Source organism: Ornithinimicrobium faecis (assembly GCF_023923225.1).
Taxonomy (GTDB): Bacteria; Actinomycetota; Actinomycetes; order Actinomycetales; family Dermatophilaceae; genus Ornithinicoccus; species Ornithinicoccus faecis.
Window position 1 is genome coordinate 3,012,031 of record NZ_CP099489.1, and the last position, 16,955, is coordinate 3,028,985.

The following is a 16,955-nucleotide window of genomic DNA, read 5'->3' on the forward strand; positions in this document are numbered from 1 at the left end:
CCGCCACAGCCACATCCGGTGGCACGCCCGGCCACAACACGACACTATGGTCGGCACGGAACCCGCGAGGAGAGATGATGAGCAGTTCTGACGCCCACCCGGTTGTCGTCGGCTTCGACGGATCGGACCGAGCCACCAAGGCGGTCGAGTTCGCCGCCCACATCGCCGTGCACCAGGGCGAGCCACTGGTTGTCCTGCACGCCGCCGACCGCATCCGGTTCGTGCAGGATGCTGGAGTCGGCCTGTGGACGGCCAAACAGGCCCACGAGGCGGCCCTGCGCATCGCCGAACGGGGAGCCCAGGTCGCCCGCCACGTGGCACCCGACCTGGAGATCACCACCAAGTCCTCCCTGTCCAGCCCCGCCGCTGCGATCGAGGAGATCTCGCTGACCGCGCGGATGGTCGTCGTCGGCAACAGCGGACGCGGACGGGTCTCCGGCATCCTGCTCGGCTCCACGGCTTACCACGTCGCCTCCGTCGCCCGGTGTCCGGTCACCATCGTCCCGGCCGGCGACCTGCCGATCCCCGGCCCGGACCACAAAGTGTCAGTCGCCACGGACGGATCCCCCAGCTCCGCCCGGGCGCTGCGTCAGGCCGTGGACGTCGCCCGGCGCTACAACTGCCCGCTCGAGGTCGTGACGGCCTGGGAGCGGCCCTACCAGGACAACCGCGGCACCCCACCCCAGGGCTACCCCTCGATGGCGCAGGCCGTGAAAGTGCGCACGGCGAACGCACAGACGGTGGTCGAGGAGGCACAGGCCGAGATCCTTGCCGAGCAGTCCGACCTGACCGTGACGACCGTCGTGGTCGAGGGTCGGGCCGAGCAGGAGATCGCCCGGGTCGCTGCCGACTCGGCCGCTCTCATCGTCGGCGCTCGTGGCCGCAGCGAGCTGAGCAGCCTCCTGCTGGGGTCCACCAGCCGTGGTGTCCTGCACCACGCCAAGTGCCCGGTCCAGATCATCCGCTGAGCGCCCCTGCACTGTGAGCGAGGACGATCCCCGGCGCCGCATCCCCCGCACTGACCAGTTGCTGAGCGACCCGGACCTGACTGCTGCGGCCACGGGGTTGCCCCGCGCGCACGTCCTGTCGGCTGTCCGCGCAGCACAAGAGCTGGCCCGTCGCGGCGAGATCGCTGTCGAGGACGTGCTGGAGCAGGCGGTGCGCGAGTTGCCGAGCCGGGAGGGCTCACAGCGTCCGGTGGTCAACGCCACCGGGGTGGTCGTCCACACCAACCTGGGTCGGGCTCCGTTGTCGGACAGCGCGGTCCGGGCCATGGTGCGTGCCAGTGGTTACACCGACCTGGAGTATGCCGTGGCGACCGGGCGGCGTGGCCCCCGCGGGGCGGCGGTGCTCACCGCGCTGCGGGACCGCCTCCCGTCCGGGCACGCTGCGCTCGTCGTCAACAACGGGGCGGCCGCCCTGCTGCTCGCCGTGACCGCCCTCGGTGCCGGTGGTCGGGAGATCGTCGTCAGCCGCGGAGAGTTGGTCGAGATCGGCGACGGGTTCCGCCTGCCAGACCTCATGGCCTCCACCGGGGCGGTGCTGCGGGAGGTCGGCACCACCAACCGGACGAGCCTGGCCGACTATGCCGACGCCATCGGGCCACAGACCGGGGCCGTCGTCAAGATCCATCCCAGCAACTTCCGCGTCGAGGGGTTCACCGGGGGTGTCGACACCGCTGGGTTGTCGGGTCTCGGGCCACCGGTCGTCGTCGACATCGGCTCCGGGCTGCTCACCGCAGACGCCGCACTCCCCGACGAGCCGGACGCCACCACGGCCCTGCGCGCGGGAGCGGCGCTGGTCACCGCCAGTGGGGACAAACTCCTCGGTGGGCCGCAGGCCGGCCTGGTGCTAGGCCGACCAGACCTGGTGCACCAGCTGCGACGGCACCCGCTCGCGCGGGCCCTGCGCGCGGACAAGCTTGCCCTGGCCGCCCTGGAGGCGACCCTGCACGACGATGACGTTCCCGTCACCACCTATCGCAGCGCCGACCCGGCCACCCTGCGGCTGCGCGCCGAGTGGCTGGCTGAACGCGTCGGCGGCCGGGTGCGCCAGCACGACGGGGTCATCGGCGGGGGCGGTGCCCCGGGAGTCCTGCTGCCCGGCTGGGCGGTCGCCCTCCCAGCCGAACTCGCCGTCCCGCTGCGCACCGGCGACCCCGCCGTCGTGGGGCGCCTCGAGTCCGGGGAGTTGCTGCTGGACCTGCGCTGTGTGCCACCGAGCTCCGATGAGGCGGTGGCTGCGGCGGTGCTGGCCGCGGTGCGGGTGGCTGAGGGTTGACCGGTCCCGCCCTGCCGTGGACTCAGGCGGGCAGGACGTAGAAATACATCAGCAGGTAGTGCAGGAAGGCCGCGATCACGACCAGGGCGTGCCAGATCTCGTGGAACCCGAAGACGCCGGGCCACGGGTTGGGCTTCTCGATGACGAAGATCACGAACCCCAGGCTGTAGACCAGACCACCAGCCGCCGTCAGTGCCATGGCTCCCAGCGAGAGCTCGCCCGCGAAAGCGAGCAGGACAGTCATCCAGCCCAGCGAGATATACAGCGTGTTGGTCACCCACTTGGGCAAGTGGGTCCAGACGGAGCGCATCACGATGCCCACCGCGGCGATGCCCCAGACGACACCGAAGACGGTCCAGCCGTAGGTCGTGCGGAACAGGATGAGCACCAGCGGCGTCACCGTGCCGGCGATCAGGAAGAAGACCGACGTGTAGTCCAGCGTGCGCAGGACGCCGTTGACGCGCGGCCCGAGGTCGAGCCCGTGGTGCAGGGTGCTGCACAAGAACAAGGTGATCAGGGAGGCGCCGTAGACGCTGAACCCGACGATCTTCCAGGGGTCTGCCTGCGCGCTCGCCTGGGCGATCAGCAGCGCTGCCCCAACCAGGGCGAAGCAGGTCCCGAACAGGTGGGAGATGGTGTTGAATCGCTCGTCGGTGACGTGGACACTGCCGTCCCGACTGCGCGCTGCGGTGTCCACGGGACCACCTCTCGCGTCGACGTGTGTGCACCGCCTGGACGGGCGGTGGCCCCGGCTGGCGCGGTGCGTGCTCAGCCTACGTTGCGCAGGGCTCAGCCCAGCTCTGCAACCACCACGACATGCCCTTCGCGGCCGTCGACCTCCACCTGGTCGCTGGTGACCAGGACGGTGCGGTGAGTCTGCTGCTGCGGTCCCCAGACGAGGTCGGAGTCCTGCAACTCATCCTCGGCCAGCACCTGGACGTCTGACACGTCCAGCTGCAGGGTGACGCCGTCGGCAAATGTGATCGTCACCCGCTCGCCCTCGGTGATGGTGGCGAGGTCGGCGAAGGCGTCGGGCTCGCCGTCCTGCTCGGCGTGCCCCACGACAACGGCTGTGCCGAGCTCACCGGGCCGCACCCGGTCGTGGCCGGTGTACCAGACGGCCTCACCCGGCTCCGGGTCGATCCGGTTGCTCTCGTTCACGCCTGCTGGTCGCAGCGCGACGGCCGCGTCGCTGGTGGGCAACTCCATCCGCACGGCCTGGTCGGCTGCTGACAGGGGCTGGGCGGCGGCTGACTCGCCACCACCGCTGAGGGCAAGCACGATCGCGCGGCCACCGAGGAACAACCCGACGAGCAGTGCGAGCGCGAGGACTGCGACCACGATCCGGCGGCGACGATAGACCGCGCGGCGCCGCGCCTGTGTCGGGGGTCGCGGCGCGGACACCGGGTGTTGTGGCCGGCGTGCGGCGGTGCGAGGAGGGCTGCTGACCATCTCGTCTCACTCCCGTGGTGACCGATACTGCTCGCAATCTAGGCAGGAACTGCCCAGCGGGGGTGCTCCGCCACCGGTGTGTCGCCAGGTTCGGGCATCCTGGTCGCCGGCCTCCTACAGAAACCGACTCTGGTGCAGCGTCCGCATGACCTCCGCGCACTCCGGTGCCGGACCGTCGACCACCGCATCGGGCACGACAGTGGTGATCGGCAAGGGAGCAACGGGCCCCCGCGGCACTCCCCACTCCGTGAGCCAGGCTCCGAGCTGATCGGAGGACACGGCATACACGATGCGCCCCAGACCGACCCAACCATGGGCAGCCGCACACATCGGGCAGTGCTCACCGGAGGTGTAGACGGTGGCGACCGTCCGCTCGTCCGGACTCAGGTGCTCGGCGGCCCACCGGGCGATCTCGAACTCGGGGTGCCGAGTGCGGTCGCCGTCACGGACGCGATTGCGATCCTCATGACGCACGACGCCCTGGTCGTCGACCAGGAGCGAACCGAAGGGCTCATCCCCGGCGTCGAGCGCCTCCCGGGCCAGTTCGACGCAGCGTCGCAGGTGATGCAGGTCGTCGTCGGTGATCATGGCCCCGACTCTGCCGTGTCGCCGACCGTCCCGCCAGCCCGTGGCGCCGGGCTCGCTAGAGCGAGAGGCGGTAGGCGATGAGGTCGACCCCCGGCACCGGCGACCAGTCACGGTCGGGCAGGCGGACGAAGCCGGCCCCTTCATACAAGCGGTGGGCGCTGGCCATCCACGCGTCGCTGCACATGACCAGAGCGGCATAGTTGTCCTGGCGAGCGCGCCCGATCACGGCCTCCACAAGGGCCCGCCCGATCCCCCGCCCCTGCAACTCTGGGTCAACTCCGAGCATCCGAAACTCGGCCTCGCCCTCCTGGGCGATCTCGCGCTGGCCGGAGCCGTGACCGGCCCAGGTCACGGTGCCGCCAACCCGCCCGTCGACCTCGGCCACCCAGACCTCGGCGTCGCGCTCGCGCGCCGCCGTGTCGCGCAGCGCCTCCCAGTAGGGCTCGTCAGGCGGCATCCCGCCCGGGCCGTAGGCCGCCACGAGCAGCCGGCCGATCTCGGCGAACTCCTGCGGTCGGGCGGCTCGGACAACCACCGGGTGCGGCCCCGGCCCGAGCGATGGCATCAGCCTTTGAGCAGCTGGCGCGCCATCACGATGCGCTGGACCTGGTTGGTGCCCTCATAGATCTGGGTGATCTTGGCGTCGCGCATCATCCGCTCGACCGGGAAGTCCTTGGTGTAGCCGTAGCCACCGAGCAGCTGGACCGCGTCGGTGGTGATCTCCATGGCCACGTCCGAGGCGAAGCACTTGGCGGCCGCACCAAAGAACGGCAGGTCGGGGTCGTTGCGCTCGGACTTCGCGGCGGCGGTATAGACCATCTGCCGGGCGGCCTCGAGCTTCATGCCCATGTCGGCCAGCATGAACTGGAGACCCTGGAAGTCAGCGATCTTCTTGCCGAACTGCTGGCGCTCCTTGACATAGCCGAGGGAAAAGTCGAGCGCCCCCTGGGCGATGCCGACGGCCTGGGCGCCGATCGTGACGCGGGTGTGGTCGAGGGTGCGCAGCGCGATCTTCAGACCCTCACCCAGCCCGCCGACCATGCGGTCCCCCGGGATCGAACAGTTCTCGAAGAGCAGCTCGCGGGTCGGTGAGCCCTTGATGCCGAGCTTCTTCTCTGGCTCGCCAAAGGTGAAGCCCTCGTCGTCCTTCTCGACCACGAAAGCTGTGACATTGCGGCCGCGCTCGCCGTCGGGGTCGGTGACCGCCAGGACGGTGTAATAGTCCGACACACCGGCATTGGTGATCCAGGACTTCTGACCGTTGAGCAGGAAGGTGCCGTCCGGCTGCTCGATGGCCTTGCACTTCATCCCGGCGGTGTCGCTGCCGGCCCCGGCCTCAGACAGACCGTAGGAGAACATCGACTCGCCGCGGGCGACCGGCGGGAGGTACTTGGCCTTGATCTCCTCGCTGGCACCCAGGATCAGCGGCATGGTGCCCAGCTTGTTCACGGCCGGGATCAGGGACGAGGACGCGCAGACCCTGGCGACCTCCTCGATGACGATGCAGGTGGCCAGCGCGTCAGCACCCACGCCGTCGTACTCCTCCGCAATGTGCGGGGCATGGAAGTCGGTGGCAAGCAGGGCGTCCAGCGCCTCCTGCGGGAACCGGCTCTCCTCATCGACCGCCGCGGCGTGCGGGGCGATCTTGTTCTCGCTCACCTCGCGCACTGCCTCGCGCAGTGCCTCGTGGTCCTCGGAGATGCGGAAAAGATCGAAATCACTCATGTGCGCAGCCTACCTACTCGCGGGTTGTGGACAGCCCCAGCCTCCCTCAACCCGATCCTGGGATGGTTGCGGTCATGCCGGGGAAGGGGAACCATGATGAGTATGCCGACGCTCACCGACCGCGCACACGAGCACCGGGTGTCCCGGGCCGAGTTCGAGGCGCTCCGCGAGGAGCGCGAGAAGCGCGCGGACGGTGCTCGTTATGAACTGCTCGATGGTGAGGTCGTCGTGACGCCGTCACCTGGCGGGAACCATCAATTAGTTGTCACCCAACTGGTGATCCTGATGAGCGCCGTCCTGCCAGTCGACTGGGAGGTGGTGACTGCTCCGCTCGACGTCGAGATGCAAGGTGGTGAGGGTGACACCGTGCTGCAGCCCGATGTCCTGATCACCGAGCGCAGTCACCTCACCGACGGTGGCCTCCACGTGGCCCCTCTGCTCGCGATTGAGGTCCTGTCGCCCTCGACCTGGAGACGCGACCTCGGGCCCAAACGTGATGCCTACGCCGCCGCGGGCATCCGGCATTACTGGGTCGTGGCTCCAAAGGCACCCTCCGTCACCGTCTATCGATTGGGTGCCGACGGCGCCTTCCGCGAGGAGGCACATGTGACCGGTGACCAGCAGTGGACCACGGACGCACCCGTCAACGTCGCGCTCTGCCCAGCTGAACTGGTCCGCTGACCCAGCCGCGAACGTCAGGGGGGAAGGAGCACGTATATGCCGATGCTTACCGACCGCACAACTGAGCACCGCATCAGCCGGGATCACTTCGAACGCATCCGGGAGGCTGGATCCGAACTCTTGCGCTTCGAGTTGCTGGACGGTGAGGTCCTCGTGACACCGTCGCCGTCCACACCGCACCAGCGCCCCGTCATGCGTCTGGCCCTGACCCTGGGACCGCTCCTGCCCGAGGGGACGGAACTCCTCGGCGCGCCCTACGACGTCCTGCTGGACGACGCTGCCGAAGGTGACACCACATTGCAACCCGACCTGCTGGTCGCCCGCACTGCGGACCTCACCTACGCCAACCTGCCGGCGGCCCCAGTGCTGGTCGTTGAGGTCCTGTCCCCTTCCACGTGGCGACGCGACCTGGGCGCCAAGCGCGACGCCTACGCCCGAGCCGGTGTCGCGCACTATTGGGTCCTCGCGCCCGACATGCCGTCACTGACGGCCTACCGTCTCGACCCTTCTGGTGGCTACCGCGAGGAGGCGCACGTCATCGGCGACGAGCAGTGGGCGACGACCTCCCCCGTCGAGATCACTCTCTGCCCAGCGGACCTCATCCGCTGAGGCTGCGACTGGGTCAGTCGCCCTGGGTGGTGTGCAACTGGCGGGCCGCCTCCGCGATGGAGCCCGACATCGAGGGATAGACCGTGAAGGTGGAGGCGAACTGGTCGACGTTGAGCCGGTTGGCCACCGCCAGGGTGATCGGGAAGATCAGCTCGCTGGCGCGCGGTGAGACCACGACGCCGCCGAGGATCGTGTCGCTGCCGTTGCGGGCGAAGATCTTGACGAAGCCGTGCGTGGTGTTCTGCATCTTGGCGCGCGGGTTGCCGGTCAGCGGGAGCATGACCGAGCGGGCGTCGACCTTGCCGGAGTCCACATCCGCCTGCGAGACGCCGACCGTGGCGATCTCGGGGTCGGTGAAGATGTTGGAGCTAACGCGGCCGAGGTTGAGCGGAGCCACCGCGTCACCCATGGCGTGGGCGACGGCGATGCGTCCCTGCATGGCCGCGACCGAGGCGAGCGGCAGCACACCGGTGCAGTCGCCGGCGGCGTAGATGCCGGGCACCGAGGTCCGCGAGACCCGGTCCACCTCGATGTGACCGGAGGCGGACAGGTGGACACCGGCCTGCTCCAGCCCCATGTCGGCGGTGTTCGGGATCGAGCCGACGGCGAGCAGCGCATGGGAGGCCTTGACCTCGCGTCCGTCCTCGAGCGTCACCACGACACCGTCGCCAGCACGCACCACGCCCTGGGCCCGGGAGCGGTTGAGCACCTGCATGCCGCGGCCGCGGAAGACCTCCTCCAGCACCGTCGCGGCGTCCTGGTCCTCTCCGGGCAGCACCCGGTCACGGGAGGAGACCAGGGTCACCTGACACCCCAGACCGAGATAGGCGTGGGCCAACTCGGCGCCGGTCACACCAGAGCCGATGACCACGAGGTGCTCTGGCAACTCGGGCAGGGCATAGATCTGCTGCCAGGTCAGGATCCGCTCGCCGTCCGGGACCGCGGTGTCGAGCACCCTGGGCCGCGCGCCGGTTGCGATCAGGATCACGTCCGCGTCCAGCTGACGGGTGCCGGCACGCCGTTCCTCGGCGGAGGGAGCGGGCTCCTCCCCCGACTCGACACTGTCGACCCCGGTGGCCACCTCGACGACGCCTGGCCGCACGAGACGTCCCGCGCCCTTGAGCACCTCGACCCCGGCGTCGAGCAGCTTGTCGCGGATGTCGACGCTCTGGGCCCGGGCCAACCGCAGGATGCGCGCGTTGACATCGGTGAGCCGCGCCCGCACCCCCTGGTCACTCGGCGCCCCGTCGAAACTCACACCGATGCGCTCCGCCGCGCTGAAGCGGTCCATGAAGTCTGCGGTGGCGATGAGCGCCTTGCTGGGGACGCAGTCCGTGAGGACCGCGGCCCCACCGAGCCCCTCCCGTTCGACCACGGTGACCTTGGCGCCCAGTTGTGCGGCGGGCAGTGCCGCCTCATAACCTCCTGGTCCGCCCCCGACGATGACCACTGACTTCTGCGTTCCACTCACGGGACCCATCCAACCATCGGTACAGTGCCCCGGTGATCACCGAAACCCCTGCAGACCTCGCGCGGGCGGCCGCGACCGTCATTTCCGAGCACACCGGCACCGCCCAACACGACGTCGCCCTGGTCCTGGGCTCCGGCTGGGGCCAGACCGCCGATCTCATCGGCGAGACCGTCGCCACCGTCGAGAACACCGCCGTGCCGGGCTTCACCGGAGCAGCCGTCGCCGGCCACACCGGGACGATGCGCTCGGTGCAGATCACCGGCAGCGGCAAGCGCGCCCTCGTCTTCGGCACCCGCACCCACTTCTACGAGGGTCGCGGCGTGCGCTCCGTCGTGCACGCGGTCCGGACCGCCGCCGCGACCGGCTGTCGCACGATCGTGCTCACCAACGGGTGCGGCGGGCTCAACCCCGACTGGGCCCCGGGCACGCCCGTGCTGATCAGCGATCACATCAACCTCACCGGCGAGTCCCCCATCGAAGGGGCCAACTTCGTCGACCTCACCGATCTCTACACGCCGCGTCTGCGCGAGCTGGCTCGTGAGGTCGACCCCAGCCTCGACGAGGGCGTCTACGTCCAGTTCCGCGGGCCACACTATGAGACCCCCGCCGAGGTGCGGATGGCCAAGGTCATGGGCGGCGACCTGGTCGGCATGTCGACGACGCTGGAGGCGATCGCCGCCCGCGAGGCCGGCATGGACATCCTCGGCGTCTCCCTGGTCACCAACGCGGCAGCAGGCATCAGCAAGACGGCCCTGTCCCACCAAGAGGTCATCGAGGCAGGCCAGGCCGCGGCGCAGCGGTGCGGCACCCTCCTGGCCCAGATCATCAGCAGGATGTGAGTATGCCGACACCCACCGACCTCATCCCCCTCGCCGAGGCCTGGCTCACCGACGACCCCGACCCGCAGACGCGGAAGGAGTTGAGCGCGCTGCTCGAGGCAGCCCGGGTCTCCGACGAGACTGCCCTGGCCGACCTGGCCGACCGGTTCTCCGGCTTCCTGGAGTTCGGCACCGCCGGGCTGCGCGGCGCCCTCGGCGCCGGTCCCAACCGGATGAACCGCGTCGTGGTGATCCGCACCGCCGCCGGCCTCACGGCATACCTGAAGCAACGGGTCGACCCCCAGCCGACCGTGGTCATCGGCTTCGACGCCCGCCACAACTCTGACGTCTTCGCCCGGGACACCGCTGCCGTGGTGACCGCCGCCGGAGGGCGTGCCCTGGTGCTGCCCCGGCCGCTGCCGACCCCCGTGCTGGCTTTTGCCATCGGGCACCTCGGCGCTGACGCCGGGGTGATGGTGACCGCCAGTCACAACCCTCCCCAGGACAACGGCTACAAGGTCTATCTCGGTGACGGCTCCCAGATCGTCCCCCCGGCCGACGCGGACATCTCGGCGCACATCAGCGCGGTCACCAGCACCGCCGACGTGCCGCTGGCGGCCTCCGGCTGGGAGACGCTGGACGACCGGCTGCTCGAGGCCTATGTCGCGGCAGCGGCGGCGGTCGTCTCCCCCGACAGTCCACGCGAGGTGTCCATCGTGCACACTGCGCTGCACGGCGTCGGGTCGGACACTGTCCTGGCTGCCTTTGAGGCGGCCGGTTTCCCTGCCCCGCAGGCGGTGCTGACCCAGTCGGCTCCGGACCCGGAGTTCCCCACGGTGTCCTTCCCGAACCCCGAGGAGCCCGGAGCGATCGACGCCGCGCTCGCGCAGGCCCGCAAGGTCCAGCCCGACCTGGTCCTGGCCAACGACCCCGACGCCGACCGCTGCGCCGTGGCCGTCGAGGACCGGGGCGACTGGCGGATGCTGCGCGGCGACGAGGTCGGCGCACTGCTCGGTCAACACCTCATCAACCGCGGCATCGATCCCACCGGTGAGCGCACGGTGCTGGCCCGCTCCATCGTGTCCTCCCGGCTGCTCGGAGCGATGGCGCAGGCCGCTGGTCTGCGTGCCGAGGAGACCCTGACCGGCTTCAAGTGGATCGGTCGGGTGCCCGGCCTGCGCTTCGGCTATGAGGAAGCCCTGGGCTATTGCGTGGACCCCGGCACCGTGCCCGACAAGGACGGCATCACCGCGGCCCTACTGGTCGCCGAGTTGGCCGCGACCCTGAAGCAGCAGGGACGCACGCTGCTCGACCTGCTGGACGACCTGGCCCTGGCACACGGTGTCCACCAGACCGACGCCTTCTCGGTGCGGGTGGAGGACCTTGCTCTGATCGGCGCGGTGATGGAGCGTCTGCGGGCCACCCCACCGACCGAGCTCGGCGGTGTGGCCGTCACGTCAGTGGAGGACCTCGCCGACGGGGCTGGTGGACTGCCCCCGACCGAGGGCCTGCGCTATCTGCTCGCTGACGACACCCGGGTGATCGCCCGCCCGAGCGGCACCGAGCCGAAGCTCAAGGTCTATCTCGAGGCCATCGTCGCGGTCGAGACCGATGATCTGGCCGCGGCTCGCACCGAGGCGGACCGCCGGTTGGCCGCTGTGCGCGCCACCATGGAGGAACTCACCCGCGCCTGACCCACTCGCCCAGGAAGGCGTGGACCACCCATGTCACGTGGGGAGATGTCACGTGGGGAGATCCGGACCGTCCCGGGTCAGCCGACGAGCAGGACGACCACGAGGAAGACGATGGCCGCCGCGAGCGGCACGAGAGCGCCGAGCGCCCACGTGCGGTGCACTCCCTGCCCCGGCTCCGCCACCCCACCGTCCAGCTTCCAGCGCTGCCACTGCTTCTCCACGTGGCCCGCGACGACCTCTGCGTTGTTGCCCTCACGCGCTTTGCCCTTGGTCGTCGCCTCGGCGTAGCTGTCAATGTCCTTGCGGGGGCGCAGCTCGCGGCGAACCGGGATGGCCCACGAGCTGTGCTTGGTGCCGGCGTTGTCGATGAGCTCGAGCGCCCACTGGCGCTTGACCGCCGCCAACCGCTCAAAGGGCACGACCACATCGGTGACCAGGTTGCTCATCGCCACCCGGTCCGACTCGAGGCGCACGCTCGGGCGCAGCAGCACCACCCAGACGATCGCTGCAACCACGCCCAGGAACGCGGCCGGGGACAGCGGGTTGTTGCCCAGTCGCACCTCCACCGAGCCCATCACCACGGCCAGGCCCGCCACGGCCACCAGGATCACCCACCCGACGATGCGCGCGGGCAGGGTGCGATAGGTCTGGGACTCGGGGGCAGCCATGGTCCGGCCAGTGTAGGGCGCCACGCCTGGGCCGCTGCGCCCGTGGCCTGGGCCTGTCATCTGGGCACGTAAACTGCTGCCCCATGAGTGCCGAGTCCGCCCACCGTGCCCGGGTGCTGGTGCTCGCCGGACCCAGCGGCGCCGGCAAGTCGCGACTGGCTCGCAGGCTGCACGCGGCCCACGGCTGGCCCGTTGTGCAGCTCGACGACTTCTATCGTGACGTGGGCGACCCAGACCTGCCGATGAGCCCGCAGGCCGGTCTGCCCGACTGGGACGACGTGCGCTCCTGGAGGTTGGACGACGCGCTCACCGCCCTGGAGACGCTGTGCCGGGAGGGCATCGTGGAGGTGCCCGTCTATGACATCGCCACCTCCCGCGCGACCGGCACACACCAGGTGGAGCTGGGCGATCACCCGATCGTGATTGCCGAGGGCATCTTTGCCGCGGACACCATCGCGGGGCTGAAGGCTCGGGGCATCCTCGCCGCCGCCTGGTGCATCCGCAACCGCCCCTCCAAGACATTCGCGCGCCGCCTGATCCGAGACCTCGCTGAGCGACGCAAGCCGCCGCTCACCCTCGTGCGGCGGGGACTGACGCTCTGTCGGCTCGAGCCAGGTATCGTCGGTGCTCAACAGGCGCTGGGAGCCGAGCCGATGACCGCCCGCGAGGCCGAGGCGAGGGTCCCGCGCCTGACCGCACACACCGAGCAGGAGGGGCGCCGACGTGGGGCAGCACCCTGACGACAACCGTTGGTCATCCGGCCCGGACGAGGGCTCCGATCGAGATGACGCCTATTGGCAGCCGGGTCGCTATGTCGACTCGAGCACAGGCGACGAGAGTGACGCTGGCGACGCCGCATCCTCCGACGCCACCTCCCCCGATGCCATCTCGGCGGACGCCGACCAGGTGAGCGCCGCCCCCGACGGGGCGGGCCAGGTGCCGCCACCACCCCAGGGGCCGCCTGCACCTCCGTCCTACGGGCAGGCACCACCTCCCACCTATGGGCAGGGCTACGGCCAGGCACCACCGCCCAACTACGGACAGGGCTACGGCCAGGCACCACCGCCCAACTACGGACAGGGCTACGGCCAGGGTCAGGCGCCACCGCCCAACTACGGACAGGGCTACGGCCAGGCACCGCCTCCCGCCTACGGGCAGGGCTATCAACAGGGCTTTGGCCCGGGCGTGCCACCGCCGACCTACGGCCAGCCCGGGCAGTGGCACACCATGCCGCCCGAGGACCTGGTGCACATGCACCAGCCCGGCGTCATTCCCCTGCGTCCCCTGCGCCTCGGGGACATGTTCGAGGGCGCGCTGAAGACGATGCGGCGCAACCCCGAGGCCACAATCGGCATGGCGGTGCTCGTGCTCGCCGTGCTCATGGTGCCCTCACTGGCCATCTCGATGTTCATCCCGACCCTGTTCCCCGACCTGAACATGATCGACGCCCTCGCGATCGCGGGGATCGTGCCCACCCTGCTCAACTCGCTGGCCACCCTGGCGCTAAGCGGGTTCGTGATCTATGTGGTCAGCGAGGCCGCGCTGGGTGACCGGGTGGGCATCGGTCAGACCTGGAGCGCGGTCAAGGGACGCATCCCGGCGCTGATCGGCATCTCGATCCTGTCCTTCCTGATCATGTTCGTCCTCATGCTGGGCGTGATCCTGGCCATGGTGGCGTTCGGTGCCCTCCTCGGCCCAGTCGGTCTGATCCTGGTCGGCATCGCCTTCATCGGCATCATCCCGCTGTTCATGTGGCTCTATGCCCGGCTGTCCCTCGGCGCCGCGGCCGTCGTCCTGGAAAAGGCCGGACCCATCGGCGGGATCAAACGCTCGTGGGCGCTCACCGAGGGCAAGGCGGCCTGGCGCGTGCTCGGCATCAGCCTCCTGGCGGGCATCCTGTCCATGATCTTCGCCACCATCATCGCGAGCATCCTGGGGCTGCTGATCGGTCTGGTGATCGGACTGGTCTCCGGTGACATCAGCACCCAGTTCTATCTGCAGGTTGTTGTCGACCACGCCAGCACCTTCCTGATCGGTGCCATCGTCACGCCCTTCACGGCCGGAGTCGCCGCCCTGCTCTATCTCGACCAGCGCATGCGCCGCGAGGGTCTCGACGTCGGTCTGGTCCGCGCCGCTCAGGAGCGCGCCGCCGCGCGACGGAGCTGAGCGTGCTGGACCCCGACCGGGACCAGGCCCGCGAGCTGTTGGAGCGCGAGCTGTCCACCGCTGACTACAACCGGCCCGAGTCGTTCATCGCCAAGGCCCTGAACTGGTTCCTGGAGCGGATCAGCGGCCTGATCGAGATCATCCCCGGGTCCAGCGGGCTCTCCACCCTGATCCTGGGCATGGTCATCGCCATCGTCGCGGTGGCCATCTTCTTCGCGATCCGCGGCAGCCGTCGCTCGCGCAGGCTCACCTCGCCGGACACCGGACCGGTGCTGGCGGAGGCCGGGCTCAGCGCGGACGACTACCGGGCCCGTGCCGCCGCTGCCGCCCGGGCCGGCAACTGGGACGCGGTCCTGCTCGACTCCTATCGTGCGATCGCTGCCGCCACCGACGAGCGCGCCCTGCTCGATGAACTCCCGGGCACCACGGCGCACGAGATCGCCGTCGCCCTGCGCGACCCGTTTCCTGACCGGGCCAGCGACCTACTGAGCGCGGCCGACACCTTCGACGCTGTCTGCTATGGCGACCAGCACGCCACCCAGCACCAGGCCGAGCGAGTCCGCGAGCTGGACCGCGTGCTCGCCAAGGCCCGGCCCGTCAGGGTTGCCGGGTGACCGCCCGGACGGGGCGCCGCCTCGCACTGTGGGGCCTGGTCGTCCTCCTGATCGGGATCGGTGCAGCTGTCCTGGGGGGCATGCGCACCGCCAACGAGTTGCCGTTTGACCCGGACAATCCTGAGGACAACGGCATGCAGGCCCTGGCCCGCGTGCTCGAGCAGGAGGGCGTCGACGTCACCGTGGCTCGGGGGCTGCCGCAACTGCTCGGCACGACGGTCTCCTCCGACACGACGGTGTTGGTGGCTGGCACGGCCCTGATCGGCGAGGACGCCGGGGAGCAGATCAGTGCGTATGCCGAGGGTGCCGGTCGGGTGGTCGTCCTCAGCCCGGAGTCCAACACCGGAGCGGTCCTCGACCTGCCGGTCGAGGGTGGCAACTATGCCCAGGTCGGCGCGGCCGCACCACACTGCGAGGCGAGCCTGCTGACCTGGCGCGACGGCGACGAGATCAGCGGGGCCAACCGACTGGTCGAGATGACCAGCAACAGCGACGGCGACGAGACGTGCTTCCCGCCCACGCCCGGCTACAACGCCGGCGGCGCCCAGTCGGGCTTCGTCATCGAGTTGCCCGCCACCGGCGAGCGGCCCGACACGGTCGTGGCCGGCATCGCCACCTCCCTGACCAACCAGCACATCACCGATGACGCCAACGCCGCCGCAGGACTGCGACTGCTCGGGGCCCACCCACACCTGGTCTGGTATATCCCGGCTATCTCCGACGCCGGGGACACCGCTCCCCAGTCGCTGATCGACGTGCTCCCCGACGCCTTCGTGCCGTCCGTGGTGCTGCTCGTGCTGGCCCTGCTGGCCACCATGATCTGGCGGGGCCGCCGGCTCGGACCCGTGGTCACCGAACCGCTGCCGGCCATCATCCGATCGGTCGAGACCACGCAGAGCCGCAGCCGGATGTACCGCCGCGCCCAGGACCGCGACCGGGCCCTGGCCGCCCTGCAACTGGCGGCGCGGCGCCGCCTGGCGGCGCGTGTGGGTCTGACCAAGCACGCCCAGCCAGAACAGATCGTGCGGGCCGTCGCGGAGGCGACCGGTCGGCATACCGATGAGCTCCACCGGCTGCTGGTCGACGCCAGCGCGCCCGACGACGAGACACTGGTCCGGATCGCCCGCGAGGTGCGGTCCCTCGAGGAAGGGATGATCGGCTGATGACGACGAACGACGAGCTGGGCCGGGCCGGGGGTGCGGGGCAGGAGCCGCGTTCCCAGGAACAGGCCCGCGACGCCCTGCAACGGGTCCGCACCGAGGTGAGCAAGGCCCTGGTCGGGCAGGACCAGGCCGTCACCGGACTGATCGTGGCGCTGCTGGCCCGCGGCCACATCCTGCTCGAGGGGGTGCCCGGCGTCGCCAAGACGCTGATGGTGCGCACGCTGGCCGCGGCGCTGGACGTGGACACCAAACGGGTGCAGTTCACGCCCGACCTGATGCCCGGCGACGTCACCGGCTCGCTGGTCTATGACTCGCGCACCAGCGACTTCGAGTTCCGCGAGGGGCCGGTCTTCACCAACCTGCTGCTCGCCGACGAGATCAACCGGACCCCGCCCAAGACCCAGTCCTCGCTGCTGGAGGCGATGGAGGAGCGGCAGGTCACCGTCGATGGGACTGGGCGGCAGCTGCCCGACCCGTTCCTGGTCGCCGCGACCCAGAACCCGGTGGAGTATGAGGGCACCTATCCGCTGCCCGAGGCACAGCTCGACCGCTTCCTGCTCAAGGTGGTGCTGCCGATCCCGCCGCGCGAGGACGAGATGCAGGTGCTGCACCGCCACGCCGCAGGCTTCAACCCCCGTGACCTCGCCGGGGCCGGTGTCCGTCCGGTGGCCGGACCGGCCGACCTGCGCGCCGGCTCGGCGGCGCTGCGCACCGTGCAGGTGGCGCCGGAGATCATCGCCTACATCGTCGACATCGCGCGGGCGACCCGGCAGTCGCCCTCGCTGCAGCTGGGCGTCAGCCCGCGTGGCGCCACGGCGCTGATGAGCACCAGCCGGGCCTGGGCCTGGCTCAACGGGCGCTCGTTCGTGACGCCCGATGATGTCAAGGCACTGGCGCACGGCACCCTCGGCCACCGGCTCGCGCTGCGCCCGGAGGCCGAGCTCGAGGGTGTGTCGGTCACCTCGGTGCTGGACAGTGCCCTGAACTCCGTGCCGGTCCCCCGCTGAGGCCCCGTATGCCGTTGCG

At 70.2% G+C, this 16,955-nt stretch carries 18 protein-coding genes; 11 read left to right on the forward strand and 7 right to left on the reverse strand.

Features of this window, described 5'->3' with window-relative positions; genetic code table 11:
* Positions 1–77: 77 nt before the first annotated feature.
* Together NF556_RS14050 and selA are read left to right on the forward strand one after the other, a co-directional pair.
* On the forward strand, positions 78–968 hold the full coding sequence (locus tag NF556_RS14050) for a universal stress protein (protein WP_252591538.1): 891 nt from the start codon (positions 78–80) through the stop codon (positions 966–968).
* Positions 969–981: 13 nt separating this feature from the next.
* The gene (gene selA, locus NF556_RS14055) at positions 982–2,280 is read left to right on the forward strand and encodes an L-seryl-tRNA(Sec) selenium transferase (RefSeq protein WP_252591539.1); all 1,299 of its coding nucleotides are present in this window, start codon (positions 982–984) and stop codon (positions 2,278–2,280) included.
* A gap of 22 nt (positions 2,281–2,302) precedes the next feature.
* Here selA and trhA read toward each other — a convergent pair whose 3' ends face one another.
* From trhA to NF556_RS14080, 5 genes are all read right to left on the reverse strand, one after another.
* The gene (gene trhA / locus NF556_RS14060; RefSeq protein WP_252591540.1) at positions 2,303–2,977 is read right to left on the reverse strand and encodes a PAQR family membrane homeostasis protein TrhA; all 675 of its coding nucleotides are present in this window, start codon (positions 2,975–2,977) and stop codon (positions 2,303–2,305) included.
* Between the two features lie 92 nt (positions 2,978–3,069).
* Entirely contained in the window at positions 3,070–3,684 is a 615-nt protein-coding gene (locus NF556_RS14065; protein WP_252591541.1) for a class F sortase, read from the reverse strand.
* Positions 3,685–3,846: 162 nt separating this feature from the next.
* Complete coding sequence (locus NF556_RS14070; protein WP_252591542.1) at positions 3,847–4,320, reverse strand: nucleoside deaminase; 474 nt, start codon at positions 4,318–4,320, stop codon at positions 3,847–3,849.
* Positions 4,321–4,375: 55 nt separating this feature from the next.
* Positions 4,376–4,885: a GNAT family N-acetyltransferase gene (locus NF556_RS14075; protein WP_252591543.1), complete on the reverse strand. Its 510-nt coding sequence runs from the start codon at positions 4,883–4,885 to the stop codon at positions 4,376–4,378.
* Complete coding sequence (locus NF556_RS14080; RefSeq protein ID WP_252591544.1) at positions 4,885–6,045, reverse strand: acyl-CoA dehydrogenase family protein; 1,161 nt, start codon at positions 6,043–6,045, stop codon at positions 4,885–4,887. Before NF556_RS14080 ends, NF556_RS14075 begins: the two co-directional genes overlap by 1 nt.
* Positions 6,046–6,141: 96 nt before the next feature.
* Here NF556_RS14080 and NF556_RS14085 point away from each other — a divergent pair, with 96 nt between their 5' ends.
* On the forward strand, positions 6,142–6,726 hold the full coding sequence (locus NF556_RS14085; protein WP_252591545.1) for a Uma2 family endonuclease: 585 nt from the start codon (positions 6,142–6,144) through the stop codon (positions 6,724–6,726).
* Positions 6,727–6,762: 36 nt separating this feature from the next.
* Entirely contained in the window at positions 6,763–7,335 is a 573-nt protein-coding gene (locus NF556_RS14090; protein WP_252591546.1) for a Uma2 family endonuclease, read from the forward strand.
* Between the two features lie 13 nt (positions 7,336–7,348).
* On the opposite strand, the gene NF556_RS14095 is transcribed toward NF556_RS14090, so the two are convergent.
* The gene (locus NF556_RS14095) at positions 7,349–8,815 is read right to left on the reverse strand and encodes an NAD(P)H-quinone dehydrogenase (protein ID WP_252591547.1); all 1,467 of its coding nucleotides are present in this window, start codon (positions 8,813–8,815) and stop codon (positions 7,349–7,351) included.
* A gap of 23 nt (positions 8,816–8,838) precedes the next feature.
* Between NF556_RS14095 and NF556_RS14100 the strand changes: the two genes are divergently transcribed.
* Positions 8,839–9,645 (forward strand): purine-nucleoside phosphorylase, encoded by an 807-nt coding sequence (locus NF556_RS14100; protein ID WP_252591548.1) that lies wholly within the window; start codon positions 8,839–8,841, stop codon positions 9,643–9,645.
* A gap of 2 nt (positions 9,646–9,647) precedes the next feature.
* Positions 9,648–11,318 (forward strand): phospho-sugar mutase, encoded by a 1,671-nt coding sequence (locus NF556_RS14105; protein WP_252591549.1) that lies wholly within the window; start codon positions 9,648–9,650, stop codon positions 11,316–11,318.
* A gap of 77 nt (positions 11,319–11,395) precedes the next feature.
* Here the strand turns inward: NF556_RS14105 and NF556_RS14110 are convergent, their stop codons facing one another.
* Positions 11,396–11,986: a hypothetical protein gene (locus NF556_RS14110; protein WP_252591550.1), complete on the reverse strand. Its 591-nt coding sequence runs from the start codon at positions 11,984–11,986 to the stop codon at positions 11,396–11,398.
* Between the two features lie 83 nt (positions 11,987–12,069).
* On the opposite strand from NF556_RS14110, the gene NF556_RS14115 reads away from it, so the two are divergent.
* The 5 genes from NF556_RS14115 to NF556_RS14135 are packed head-to-tail and all read left to right on the forward strand — an operon-like array spanning position 12,070 to position 16,936.
* Positions 12,070–12,726: a uridine kinase family protein gene (locus tag NF556_RS14115; RefSeq protein WP_252591551.1), complete on the forward strand. Its 657-nt coding sequence runs from the start codon at positions 12,070–12,072 to the stop codon at positions 12,724–12,726.
* The gene (locus NF556_RS14120; protein WP_252591552.1) at positions 12,710–14,152 is read left to right on the forward strand and encodes a DUF7847 domain-containing protein; all 1,443 of its coding nucleotides are present in this window, start codon (positions 12,710–12,712) and stop codon (positions 14,150–14,152) included. The genes NF556_RS14115 and NF556_RS14120 overlap by 17 nt, the downstream gene beginning before the upstream one ends.
* Before the next feature lie 2 nt (positions 14,153–14,154).
* Complete coding sequence (locus NF556_RS14125; RefSeq protein ID WP_252591553.1) at positions 14,155–14,766, forward strand: DUF4129 domain-containing protein; 612 nt, start codon at positions 14,155–14,157, stop codon at positions 14,764–14,766.
* The gene (locus NF556_RS14130) at positions 14,763–15,929 is read left to right on the forward strand and encodes a DUF4350 domain-containing protein (protein WP_252591554.1); all 1,167 of its coding nucleotides are present in this window, start codon (positions 14,763–14,765) and stop codon (positions 15,927–15,929) included. Before NF556_RS14125 ends, NF556_RS14130 begins: the two co-directional genes overlap by 4 nt.
* A complete protein-coding gene (locus tag NF556_RS14135) occupies positions 15,929–16,936 on the forward strand; it encodes an AAA family ATPase (RefSeq protein ID WP_252591555.1) in 1,008 nt (335 codons plus the stop codon). Before NF556_RS14130 ends, NF556_RS14135 begins: the two co-directional genes overlap by 1 nt.
* The last annotated feature ends 19 nt before the right edge of the window (positions 16,937–16,955 follow it).

What these genes read in the sequence shown, in the direction of transcription:
- NF556_RS14085 (WP_252591545.1), top strand. Translation starts at nt 6,142, where the DNA reads ATGAGTATGCCGACGCTCACCGACCGCGCACACGAGCACCGGGTGTCC.
- NF556_RS14115 (WP_252591551.1), top strand. Translation starts at nt 12,070, where the DNA reads ATGAGTGCCGAGTCCGCCCACCGTGCCCGGGTGCTGGTGCTCGCCGGA.
- NF556_RS14090 (WP_252591546.1), top strand. Translation starts at nt 6,763, where the DNA reads ATGCCGATGCTTACCGACCGCACAACTGAGCACCGCATCAGCCGGGAT.
- NF556_RS14070 (WP_252591542.1), bottom strand. Translation starts at nt 4,320, where the DNA reads ATGATCACCGACGACGACCTGCATCACCTGCGACGCTGCGTCGAACTG.
- NF556_RS14110 (WP_252591550.1), bottom strand. Translation starts at nt 11,986, where the DNA reads ATGGCTGCCCCCGAGTCCCAGACCTATCGCACCCTGCCCGCGCGCATC.
- NF556_RS14080 (WP_252591544.1), bottom strand. Translation starts at nt 6,045, where the DNA reads ATGAGTGATTTCGATCTTTTCCGCATCTCCGAGGACCACGAGGCACTG.
- NF556_RS14075 (WP_252591543.1), bottom strand. Translation starts at nt 4,885, where the DNA reads ATGCCATCGCTCGGGCCGGGGCCGCACCCGGTGGTTGTCCGAGCCGCC.
- NF556_RS14105 (WP_252591549.1), top strand. Translation starts at nt 9,648, where the DNA reads ATGCCGACACCCACCGACCTCATCCCCCTCGCCGAGGCCTGGCTCACC.
- NF556_RS14135 (WP_252591555.1), top strand. Translation starts at nt 15,929, where the DNA reads ATGACGACGAACGACGAGCTGGGCCGGGCCGGGGGTGCGGGGCAGGAG.
- NF556_RS14095 (WP_252591547.1), bottom strand. Translation starts at nt 8,815, where the DNA reads ATGGGTCCCGTGAGTGGAACGCAGAAGTCAGTGGTCATCGTCGGGGGC.
- NF556_RS14050 (WP_252591538.1), top strand. Translation starts at nt 78, where the DNA reads ATGAGCAGTTCTGACGCCCACCCGGTTGTCGTCGGCTTCGACGGATCG.